This window comes from Chamaesiphon sp. OTE_75_metabat_556 (genome assembly GCF_031378165.1).
Classification (GTDB): Bacteria; Cyanobacteriota; Cyanobacteriia; order Cyanobacteriales; family Chamaesiphonaceae; genus Chamaesiphon.
In genome coordinates this window covers 1-9,837 of the sequence record NZ_JANNDR010000049.1, presented here as the reverse complement: position 1 = coordinate 9,837, position 9,837 = coordinate 1, and the positions used below count along the sequence as shown (strand labels likewise).

The window sequence follows — 9,837 nt, the reverse complement described above, 5'->3', positions numbered from 1 at the left end:
GAATTATTCGACCAACTCCATAGCGATTTGGAACTCTTGGATGGGGTGGCTTCCGAATTAGATCTAGAAGCGATTCACGCGGGTTATATGACCCCGGTATTCTTCGGCAGTGCGATGACCAATTTTGGGGTGGAGTTGTTTTTACACTACTTCTTAGAATACGCCCTCAAGCCCGGAAATCGCAATTCTAACGTCGGATCGATCGATCCGAGCTATCCAGAATTCTCCGGTTTTGTATTCAAACTTCAAGCCAATATGGACCCCAAACATCGCGATCGCGTCGCGTTTATTCGGGTCTGTACTGGTAAGTTTGAAAAAGATATGACTGTCAGCCACGCCCGCACGGGCAAAACCGTCCGACTATCGCGTCCGCAGAAACTATTTGCTCAAGATCGGGAATCGATCGAGGAAGCATATCCAGGTGACGTGATCGGTCTAAATAATCCTGGCGTCTTCGCGATCGGCGATACAATTTATACGGGAATGAAGAAGCTTGAATATGAAGGTATCCCCTGCTTTTCACCCGAATTATTTGCCTTCCTCCGCAATCCCAATCCCTCGAAATTTAAACAGTTTCAAAAAGGGGTTAAGGAGCTACAAGAAGAAGGTGCTGTCCAGATCATGTATTCAGCAGATGAAGCCAAGCGCGACCCGATTTTAGCAGCAGTAGGACAACTGCAATTTGAAGTGGTGCAGTTTCGGATGAAGAATGAATATGGGGTGGAAACGACACTCGAACCGCTGGGTTATTCGGTGGCTCGTTGGGTATTAAATGGTTGGGATGCTCTCGATAAAGTCGGGCGATTGTTTAATACTTTAGTCATCAAAGATCTCTGGAATCGTCCGGTGTTGTTATTTAAGAATGAATGGAATGTGAATCAGTTATTAGAGGATCATCCTAGTTTGAAGTTAAGCTCGATCGCGCCAATTACGATCGGGTCTTCATCTGTGAGTTAGATTGAATTTGGATGGGGAGAATTGGGTTGCTCTGTTTGAGAACGCCCTCAAATGAATTTGGGGTTAAGAGCGAAAGTCCATTGAAATGGACTGATGGAGATCCGATAGTTCTCTTTAGAGAACTTTTGCTATTAGCCCGTTGGCGCAGCCTCTCGGAACGAGACACTTCCAGTTCAGGGCGGTGCTGGGGCGGTGCAAATATCATTAACCCGAACTAACGTTAATTATTCTCTGAGTTCGTAGGCATTACACGGCTTAGGGATGCTTGTAACTCAGGACTAAACTTGTAGATGTTATTTAAGTCATCAATCGGTTGTTTAATTTCTTTACCACTATCATCCAAGAAACCAATATATTTTTGCTTGGAGTTAAACCAAAGACGGCATAAAGTCTTAGTTGGTTTACCATCAAGGCATATTCCAAAATATTTTTGCGTATCTTTGTATTGAATTCGATTTGGTTCTACAGCTTCTCTTAAAAGAGATTTGATAATAAAAAATCCTTCTAGTTCTTCCTCTGTCGTAACAATGGTATCTTCAGCTTTAATTGAATCGATAATAGGTGATTGAGTTTTTACGATATGCTCACTTCGATCTTCTACTTCACGTTCTATTACAGATCTCAAAGTATCTGTGATACGATCGCTAATCAGTTGATTTATTGAATCTTTTGTGATTTTGGTGAACTTGTCAATGACGCCTGACATGATTTTTCCTGAATATACTTGCGATACAAAAAATTTCACAAATTCAGGGGATGGCTCTAAAAGTTGCTCGGACATGATCCGTTTAATTTCTTTCGTATACATCAAGTTGCTGGCAGTACTTTTTAGCTCACTTGAATTAAATACAGACTTAGAAAAACGCTTTAATTCAGCGACATTAGATTCTTGAATATCTTGCATATTAAATTCAAAGAAAGGCTTTGAATCCATTGCATTTGGTTTTTCTAAATCTGTATAAAAACGGTAAATAATGCCATTAGTTAAAATTCCGAACATGGCATCAGTTGAAGACAGATAGCGATATAACTGAGAACCGTGTTTTGGATGATCTAATTCATAACCACACCACTTACACTCAAATAAAATGACAGGCTTACCATCAACTAAGATTGCATAATCTACTTTCTCACCCTTTAAACCGATCGCATCAGCAGTGTACTCAGGACAAACTTCAGTTGGATTGAAGACATCATAGCCCAATGCACTAAGCAATGGTGATAAAAGCATTTTTAGTAGCTTCTTCTGTCTGAATTTGATCTCGTAGTTTAGAGATTTGTTCGCTGATTTGCTTAATTCGATCGATGAAGTCCATTGTAGATACAAGCATAAAATATATACTTAGAGTGTCCTACAATCAATGACAACTAACATATCATACCTAACTGGTTGCTAATCTCGATCGATTGATAGATCTTGCCAGTGACTTGCTGTGACAAACTGCGCCAAATGCCCGACATTAGTTGTAACGATCGTGACTTCATAGCCTTTAGATTGAAGCTGAATTGCTTGCGCGGCCAGAATCACATCGCCATCGAGTTCTCTCGCATCGGCTGTAGGCATTCCTCGTTGGCGCGATTCTGCCCACAATTGAGCGGCGGTGAGCATAATCTCACTATCGATCGGATAATAATAGATAGCGGACTTGAGTTCGTCAAGCTTTTTGAGTCCATTAATTTTTTTGCCCCGCAGTAGTTCTCGCCGAATCTCATAATCAGCAATTTCTGGCAACACAAAAATTGACAGACGTGCGAGCGATCTTCTAAACCAAATTTGACAATCTCGCACGATCTCATTCGTCTGCTTCGGGTTGGTAATAGCACCAACCACTGATGCGTCAAGAACCAGCAGATGAGTCATGATGGAAAGAATGGACGAGAGGAAGAGAGTCGATCTTCATCAAGTGTTTGTTGTAGAAACTCCCCTGTTTCTGTTTGCTCTTGTTCGTCTCCTTCTGTTTCCCACTTATCTAATAGAGCTAATGTAGCGGCATTCCGACTAGCAATAGACTGTGCGGATAAATCCCATGCTGCGACTGTCTCGTTTGAGGATTCTAGCTCCGATTTTAACTCTTCAATCAATGTCAACTTTTGGTTGGTGGAAAGTTTTCGGACTGTGGGTAATAAGTCTGCTAAGTTCATGTTGTTTCCTCTATGACACTAATTTACACTTTACATGGCTTTCGATCTACCAACCCCTGACAGTATCAATTTTGGACTGGTGGATCTACGACCGCCTTCCCACTATGACAACAATTCTATCGTACCCAAATCGATGCTAATGTGGTTGCTAGTCGCGATCAATGATATACTTTGTTTATCTTAATTCGATCGATTAGCATGAAATCTCAAATTGGTCGCTGGGGAAATTCTTTGGCGATCCGAATTCCTAAATATATCGCCGATGAATTGGCTTTGGGTGTCAATGACGAAGTTGATTGTCGGTTGGAAAAAGGGCAACTTATCGTCGAGCCAGTCCAGAAAATGCCTAAATATACTCTCTCGGAACTCCTCAGCCAAGAACTAGAGCCAGAGCCAGAGATCGATTGGGGTAAACCTAGTGGTGCAGAGGAATGGTAGAGTATCTGCCAGCGTGTGGTGATTTTATCTGGCTGAATTTCGACCCGCAATCGGGACACGAACAGATGGGTAAGCGTCCCGCATTAGTCGTCAGCCACACCGAATTCAACCAGCACCGAGGTTTGATCTTGGTTTGTCCGGTTAGCAATACCAACCGAAAAAATCCGTTCTACGTCCATATTCCTGAAGGTGAAGCTGTAACTGGCGTTTTGATGGCCGACCAATTGAGGTCGCTAGATTATAAATCCAGAGGAGCCGAACTCATTGCCACTTGTCCCAAAGATTTATTGATGGAAGTTCTTGGTAGAATTTATCCGATTATGTTTTAGATCTGACGATTTGGTTCTACTATTTTAACAACTCTGTTTTTAAGCACCCCGACGATCTTGTTGTGTTCGATCGAGGTCGATCGTTTTAAGTTAATAGGAAATACTGATGTTATTAGGTCAATGGCTGGGATTTTTAGCTTTAGTTTTATCACTGTATATATTATGGCAAATTAGGCAAGTACTATTAATCGTATTTGCCGCGATCGTTTTAGCAACATCCCTCAATAAGCTCGCCCGCAAAATTCAACACCAGTTGAGGCTGTCGCGGACACTAGGGGTACTAGCCGCAATCGGGATCTTCGTGACGATTCTAACTGGATTTTTCATTTTAATCGTCCCGCCGTTTATTACTCAGTTTCAAGAATTAACTACTACCAAATTTCCGGCAATTCTCCAGTCAGCAACTCAATGGCGGACGGGCATTCAAGCTTATATTCCCGCACCATTATTTGCTTATCTACCAGATTTGCAGGATCTAGATCGTCAGATTCAACCATTTATTACCTCGGCGGCCGGTCGATCTCTGACCCTATTTTCGAGTTCGCTTGCGGTACTGCTCAATCTATTATTTATGGTGATTTTGACGATTATGCTGTTGGTGCAGCCGCTAGCGTATCGTCAAGCATTCGTGAGCTTATTTCCTGGTTTTTATCGACGGCGGATCGACGGAATTTTGACTGAATGCGAAATGTCTTTAGGCAAATGGGTAGGAGGTGCGCTCTTGAGTATGGTGGTGGTGGCACTGCTCAGTCTGATTGGTTTATTGGCATTGGGAATTCCGCTCGCTTTGGCGCAAGCAATTTTAGCAGGATTACTCAATTTTATCCCGAATGTTGGCCCGACATTGAGTGTCGTTTTGCCAATGGCGATCGCGTTAATGGACGAGCCGTGGAAGGCTGTTGCCATCTTTATCGTTTACTTTGCGATCCAGCAGTTTGAAGGGAATTTTTTGACGCCTTATATTATGTCGCAGCAGGTTTCATTGTTGCCAGCAATTACCCTGATCTCTCAAGTATTTTTTACCACCTTTTTCGGATTTTTAGGTTTGATCTTGGCACTACCGTTAACTGTGGTTGCTAAGGTGTGGATTAATGCGGTGTTGATCGAAGATATCCTCGATCGCTGGACGAACTCGCCCGATCGCGGCAACAAATCCCGAGATCGACAGGTGGCTGCCGATCTAGATCGACAGCCACTGACAGAGACAGAGATAGTCATGACCGATCGGGGCGCGATTGAAGTTAGTGAAGATTGACAAACTGCCACTAACTTCAATCGGTTAATGATGTTTCTTATCAATTTCACCTTCAAAAGGTTGAACGCCAGTGGCCGGATATTCGTTATGATCGCGTCCGAAAATTCGGGCTGCTGCATCTGAAAAGTAACCAATGAATCTATCAATCATGGTGGCAATTTTCATAACTTATGCCCCTACATTTTTTGTAGGTGAATAATGGAATTTTTTGATAACCCAATTATATGGTAGATCGCTCGACTGATTCTGCGAATGTAATAGATATTTAACTATTTGAAGTTAGGTTTGAATCGATTGGGATCGCGATCCTCATTAATGATTAAACTTCACTCAGAGCTTATTGCCAATTTACGTTCGATCGCCAAATTAACTCTCAAATCTACAACACACCCTTAGAACTTGGAATCGTGCCCATTCGCCGCGCATCCAATTCGGTCGCCATCCGCATCGCTCTAGCAAATGCTTTGAACGTTGCTTCGATCATGTGATGGGAATTGATCCCATCGAGTTGGCGAATGTGGAGTGTCATCAGACTGTGATTGACGATCGCGACAAAAAATTCTCGTACCAATTGGGTATCATAAGTCCCGACACGTTGAGTGGGAATCTCCAATCCATAACTGAGGTGGGGACGACCGGAAAAATCCAGCGCGACTTGTACCAAGGCTTCGTCGAGCGGGGCGACAAAATGACCGAACCTGACAATCCCCTTGCGATCGCCTAATGCCTTCGCCACAGCCATCCCAAAGGTAATACCCACATCTTCATTCGTATGGTGATCGTCGATTTCGATATCGCCGATCGCCGTAATGTGGAGATCGAATAAGCCGTGGGCAGCAATCTGGTGGAGCATGTGATCGAGGAACGGCACCCCAGTCTGGGCATGACAACTGCCAGTCCCATCGAGATCGATCTCGACGGTGACATCAGTTTCTCCAGTTTGGCGATGGACTTTGGCAATGCGGTTTGACATGGGAGGGAGTTGTTGGGAGTTGGGAGTTGGGAGTTGGGAGTTACACTTGCCTTTATTTCCCAATGCTTTCTGAACGATCGAGAGAATACAGGGGTTTCGGTGCTCTCATGGCAGTATGAAACTCTGAATTTGGGCATTGGTATTGTTGTTATTGTATCATTTCAGCTAATTCCCCTCAATTCTCCACTCCCAACTCTAAATTCCCAACTGTAAATTCTTACCAAGATTTGGGAACGATAGTAAAGATAATCTTCAGATGCAATGGAATCGGTAGATGAGTGGAATGTCAATGGGTGATGTCTTAATACCAGGGGAAACATTACCATTAATTCCCTACCAATCACAGGATCTCGCACGCTCGATCGAGTCTTTTCGGCAACAGCAGGTAAGTGGCACTCTTCAGTTGGAAGTAGATGTTCAGCCTGATAAATGTTGGCAGCGAGTCTTGATTTGGTATAAGGGTGAAATCACATACGGTGGTAATAAATTAATCGATCGCGGCGAACTGGTGCGGACATTAGTTCAAAAGTTCAAACCAGAGTATTCGCAATCGATCGATGGGTGGCTGATTCAACAATTAGTCTATCCCCATTCGAGTCGCGAATTATTGGCGTTTTTGGTGCAACGCCAGGTTTTGACTTGGGAGCAGATTGAAACTTGGGCGCAGGGACAGGCGGTCTTTACGCTCGAACAAGCAATTAGTTTTGCGGGTAAATATCGATTTATAGAGCAGACAGAGGTGGACTTTTATCATGGCGCGGAAGGCTGTGGCTTGAACTGGAATCAATTGATGATGACCGTCAATACCCGCCAACAGTATTGGGTCAAAATTAGTAATTTGATTCCCGGTATTGCCGCAGTGCCACTGCCACCAACGCCAGCCATGTCGGACAAGATCGCTGAAGCGGCGATCGAACAGCACTCCCGCAAGTGGTTTGACGGCAAACGGACGATCGTCGATATCGCGACCGCGCTCGATCGCGATCCGCTGCAAGTGGCTCGTTCTTATGCTCAATGGGTGCAAATGGGCTGGATGCAATGCCAAACACCGACTGAGGCTGTACCAGAACCACCGCCGCCTGCGGCGATGCCGATCGTCTTGTCTGTAGATGATAGTCCGATCGTCCAAACGCGGATCAAACGCGCCTTAAGCGATCATTGCGAGGTGTTACTGGCAAATGATGCCATGAGTGCGCTGCATTTACTTGCTAGACAGCCGGTAGATTTACTGCTCCTGGATGTGACGATGCCCGGTATCGACGGGATCGAACTGTGTCAAACGCTCCGGCGGATGAGTAAGTTTACGCAACTGCCGATCGTCATGCTCACAGCCAAGGACAAGAGTTACGACCGCGCCCTGGCCGAAATGGTCGGCGCGACTGAATACTTGACCAAACCCTTGGATGATGAAAAATTGATCGCGGTTGTTAATCAGTATGCCAAGGGTGGGCATATTCAAGGATAAGCCGATCGTTTTTACAGCTAATAAGTGTCGTGTCAGCTACTCAAAACTCGATCTTTGGTTTACATTGTCCCCACTTTAGTCCAATTGTTTTTATAGGTAATCGAGATCGTGTCAGCTAATCAAAATCTACTCTTTGGTCTGCATGGTTCCCTCTACGGAATTAGTACTACCTTTGTGCGCGAAATCTGCTGGCTGCCAGAATTGTACTCATTAGCCACCGCGCCTATCGATACGATCGGGATCTTCAATTGGCGATCGCGGATGGTGCCAGTGATGCACTTAGATTTGCGATTTGGTCGGAGTTTTTCTGGCTGTAGTGTGACAGACAGAGTCATCGTGGTCGAGTTTCAAGGTACCTATCTAGGGATTGTCGCTCACGAGGTATATGATGTGCAATTGCTCGCACCCGTACCGCTCGATCTTGCGCTGATTCAGAGTCGCCAATCCCAGATCGATCGCAATTTTATTGTCGGCATCGCTCAGAGTAATGACACGCCAGTTGCCTGTCTCGATCTCGATCGCTTGATTCGCGAGCCGGATGTGGTCGCCGCACTGGGTGAGGAACCAGCAATTATTGCTGGAGCTGATGCTGATTTTTATAGTCGGTGTTGCCCTGATGCTACAGTTGCCGACAGGGCTACCTTTGCTACGCGCGCGCTCCAACTCAAGGAATCAGTAACCAAGGCGCAGAGCACTACGACCGAAACAGGAGTGTTAGTCGTCCAAATCGGTACTGAATATATCGGCTTGCCGCTCGAACTGACGATCGACGTCGATGCACTCGATCGATTCGTCCTCTCCCCAGTCCCAGTCGCACCACCTTACCTGTTGGGGCAACTAAATTGGCGGGGTGAAATTCTACCACTACTGGAACTAGGTGGCGTATTGCAAATTCCCACCCTACCCCGTCAGGAGCTAGTCATCATTCAGGTCAATGATATCAAAATCGGGATCGCCGTCGATCGGATTTTTGATGTCTTTTATCTAGCTACCGATCAAATTGATGCGCTACCACTGTCTGTCAACGATCGACTGCGGGGCTATCTCAGCGGTGTCACCAATTATGCTGATGGGTTGATGTATTTAGTCAAACTCCAAGAGTTGGTAAAACGTGAATTTTTGCCGACTAGCGTGTGATTATGCTCGTTCGCTAAATTCAGTAATATCTATCTAAATTTTATATTTTAAATTTATTCCAGATCGCGTCATCAACCACTAACACCATATGTCGATTAATTTGTGGACGAAAGTCAATCAACTATCCTTCAAAACAAAATCAATCCTGCTAGCGATCGCCTTGGGAACTGTACCCGCTATATCGATCGGGACGATTAACTATTTTCAGATTAGTAACGCTAGTCAACAGCAAGCCATCAAAACTCAAAAAGCACGGGTTGCCAGCATCGCGGATAAACTCAACCGCTTCATCTTCGAGCGCAATGGTGACGTTTCGGTGATGTCTTCACTACCAATTTTTGCGACTGCTAAAGTAGCTGCGATTACCTCGGTGACGGACAAAAACACCTTGCTAGATCGATTTGTGGCGACTTATCTGGTCTATGACAGCATTGCGGTATTTGATATCAAAGGCAAGTTGGTCGCTCAAAGCAAGGGTGAATCCCTAACCAAAATTAATCACTCGACTCGTCAGTATTTTTTGGACGCTGTCAAAACCGGCAAACCAGTGATTACCCCACCAGAAGCGAGTAAATATACTGGTAAAGTCTCGTTATTTTTTGCCGCCCCGATTAGGGATTCAATTACGGGCAACATCATCGGCGTAGTGCGAACACGCACCCCGGTCGATAAATTGTCCACAGTACTGAAAGATTTTGCCACTAAAGAGGAAAATTATCATATCCTCGATCGCCAAACTAACAAAGTATTTATTAGTTCTAATGGGGAGTTTACCAACAAGCCAGAATCCCCCGAAATGCTCTTAGCCCGCACCAAAGGTGGACTAATCCCGCGCCAACCGAATGGGACTAACAACTATCGATCGGAGCTAATGAGTGCGGCTTCCTTGCCCAAGTTGGAAGGGATGACCGAATTGCCCTGGACGGCAGTCGCGACGATCGATGAATCCGCTGCACTCATAGAACTGCAAGGACTTTTTTGGACGATTTTATTGGAGGCTGGCGTTACGGGCGCAATCACAGTCGGGTTGTCGATCTTTTTGGCCGATCGGATTGCCAAATATATCCAAAAAGCGATCGCCACAATTACAGCTTCGGCTAGTGAAATCACCGATACAGTCCAAATCCAGGAGATCGCGGTC

Annotated in this window: 13 protein-coding genes; 7 read left to right on the top strand and 6 right to left on the bottom strand. The window is 44.9% G+C overall.

Annotation, left to right across the window (positions count from 1 at the left end; genetic code table 11):
• A partial coding sequence (locus RMO27_RS02585; RefSeq protein ID WP_396133601.1) for an EF-Tu/IF-2/RF-3 family GTPase occupies positions 1-957 on the top strand: 957 nt, incomplete at its 5' end.
• 220 nt (positions 958-1,177) lie between these two features.
• Here RMO27_RS02585 and RMO27_RS02580 read toward each other — a convergent pair.
• From RMO27_RS02580 to RMO27_RS02565, 4 genes are all read right to left on the bottom strand, one after another.
• Complete coding sequence (locus tag RMO27_RS02580) at positions 1,178-2,188, bottom strand: type I restriction endonuclease (RefSeq protein ID WP_309728775.1); 1,011 nt, start codon at positions 2,186-2,188, stop codon at positions 1,178-1,180.
• Positions 2,166-2,288, bottom strand: a complete 123-nt coding sequence (locus RMO27_RS02575) for a hypothetical protein (protein ID WP_309728773.1) — start codon at positions 2,286-2,288, stop codon at positions 2,166-2,168. The genes RMO27_RS02580 and RMO27_RS02575 overlap by 23 nt, the downstream gene beginning before the upstream one ends.
• Positions 2,289-2,350: 62 nt before the next feature.
• Entirely contained in the window at positions 2,351-2,818 is a 468-nt protein-coding gene (locus tag RMO27_RS02570) for a PIN domain-containing protein (protein WP_309728771.1), read from the bottom strand.
• Complete coding sequence (locus tag RMO27_RS02565; protein ID WP_309728769.1) at positions 2,815-3,099, bottom strand: hypothetical protein; 285 nt, start codon at positions 3,097-3,099, stop codon at positions 2,815-2,817. Before RMO27_RS02565 ends, RMO27_RS02570 begins: the two co-directional genes overlap by 4 nt.
• Before the next feature lie 198 nt (positions 3,100-3,297).
• Here RMO27_RS02565 and RMO27_RS02560 point away from each other — a divergent pair, with 198 nt between their 5' ends.
• The 3 genes from RMO27_RS02560 (at position 3,298) to RMO27_RS02550 (ending at position 5,121) form a co-directional block, all read left to right on the top strand.
• Positions 3,298-3,537 carry an AbrB/MazE/SpoVT family DNA-binding domain-containing protein gene (locus RMO27_RS02560; RefSeq protein ID WP_309728767.1) on the top strand — a complete coding sequence of 80 codons (240 nt, stop codon included), beginning with the start codon at positions 3,298-3,300 and terminating at the stop codon, positions 3,535-3,537.
• Positions 3,531-3,866, top strand: a complete 336-nt coding sequence (locus tag RMO27_RS02555; RefSeq protein WP_309728765.1) for a type II toxin-antitoxin system PemK/MazF family toxin — start codon at positions 3,531-3,533, stop codon at positions 3,864-3,866. Before RMO27_RS02560 ends, RMO27_RS02555 begins: the two co-directional genes overlap by 7 nt.
• 106 nt (positions 3,867-3,972) lie before the next feature.
• A complete protein-coding gene (locus RMO27_RS02550; protein WP_309728763.1) occupies positions 3,973-5,121 on the top strand; it encodes an AI-2E family transporter in 1,149 nt (382 codons plus the stop codon).
• A 24-nt stretch (positions 5,122-5,145) separates the two neighbouring features.
• On the opposite strand, the gene RMO27_RS02545 is transcribed toward RMO27_RS02550, so the two are convergent.
• Positions 5,146-5,286 (bottom strand): hypothetical protein, encoded by a 141-nt coding sequence (locus RMO27_RS02545; RefSeq protein ID WP_309728761.1) that lies wholly within the window; start codon positions 5,284-5,286, stop codon positions 5,146-5,148.
• A gap of 214 nt (positions 5,287-5,500) precedes the next feature.
• Positions 5,501-6,094: an imidazoleglycerol-phosphate dehydratase HisB gene (gene hisB / locus RMO27_RS02540; protein ID WP_309728759.1), complete on the bottom strand. Its 594-nt coding sequence runs from the start codon at positions 6,092-6,094 to the stop codon at positions 5,501-5,503.
• Positions 6,095-6,368: 274 nt separating this feature from the next.
• Between hisB and RMO27_RS02535 the strand changes: the two genes are divergently transcribed.
• From RMO27_RS02535 to RMO27_RS02525, 3 genes are all read left to right on the top strand, one after another.
• Entirely contained in the window at positions 6,369-7,559 is a 1,191-nt protein-coding gene (locus RMO27_RS02535) for a response regulator (RefSeq protein ID WP_309728757.1), read from the top strand.
• A 108-nt stretch (positions 7,560-7,667) separates the two neighbouring features.
• Positions 7,668-8,696, top strand: coding sequence for a chemotaxis protein CheW (locus tag RMO27_RS02530; RefSeq protein WP_309728754.1), 1,029 nt, complete (start codon positions 7,668-7,670; stop codon positions 8,694-8,696).
• Between the two features lie 88 nt (positions 8,697-8,784).
• A partial coding sequence (locus RMO27_RS02525) for a cache domain-containing protein (protein WP_309728752.1) occupies positions 8,785-9,837 on the top strand: 1,053 nt, incomplete at its 3' end.

Bases quoted from the DNA above. Each gene is read 5' to 3' on its own strand.
- RMO27_RS02570 (WP_309728771.1), bottom strand. From the start codon at position 2,818: ATGACTCATCTGCTGGTTCTTGACGCATCAGTGGTTGGTGCTATTACC.
- RMO27_RS02545 (WP_309728761.1), bottom strand. From the start codon at position 5,286: ATGAAAATTGCCACCATGATTGATAGATTCATTGGTTACTTTTCAGAT.
- RMO27_RS02535 (WP_309728757.1), top strand. From the start codon at position 6,369: ATGAGTGGAATGTCAATGGGTGATGTCTTAATACCAGGGGAAACATTA.
- hisB (WP_309728759.1), bottom strand. From the start codon at position 6,094: ATGTCAAACCGCATTGCCAAAGTCCATCGCCAAACTGGAGAAACTGAT.
- RMO27_RS02560 (WP_309728767.1), top strand. From the start codon at position 3,298: ATGAAATCTCAAATTGGTCGCTGGGGAAATTCTTTGGCGATCCGAATT.
- RMO27_RS02575 (WP_309728773.1), bottom strand. From the start codon at position 2,288: ATGCTTGTATCTACAATGGACTTCATCGATCGAATTAAGCAAATCAGC.
- RMO27_RS02565 (WP_309728769.1), bottom strand. From the start codon at position 3,099: ATGAACTTAGCAGACTTATTACCCACAGTCCGAAAACTTTCCACCAAC.
- RMO27_RS02555 (WP_309728765.1), top strand. From the start codon at position 3,531: ATGGTAGAGTATCTGCCAGCGTGTGGTGATTTTATCTGGCTGAATTTC.
- RMO27_RS02580 (WP_309728775.1), bottom strand. From the start codon at position 2,188: ATGCTTTTATCACCATTGCTTAGTGCATTGGGCTATGATGTCTTCAAT.
- RMO27_RS02550 (WP_309728763.1), top strand. From the start codon at position 3,973: ATGTTATTAGGTCAATGGCTGGGATTTTTAGCTTTAGTTTTATCACTG.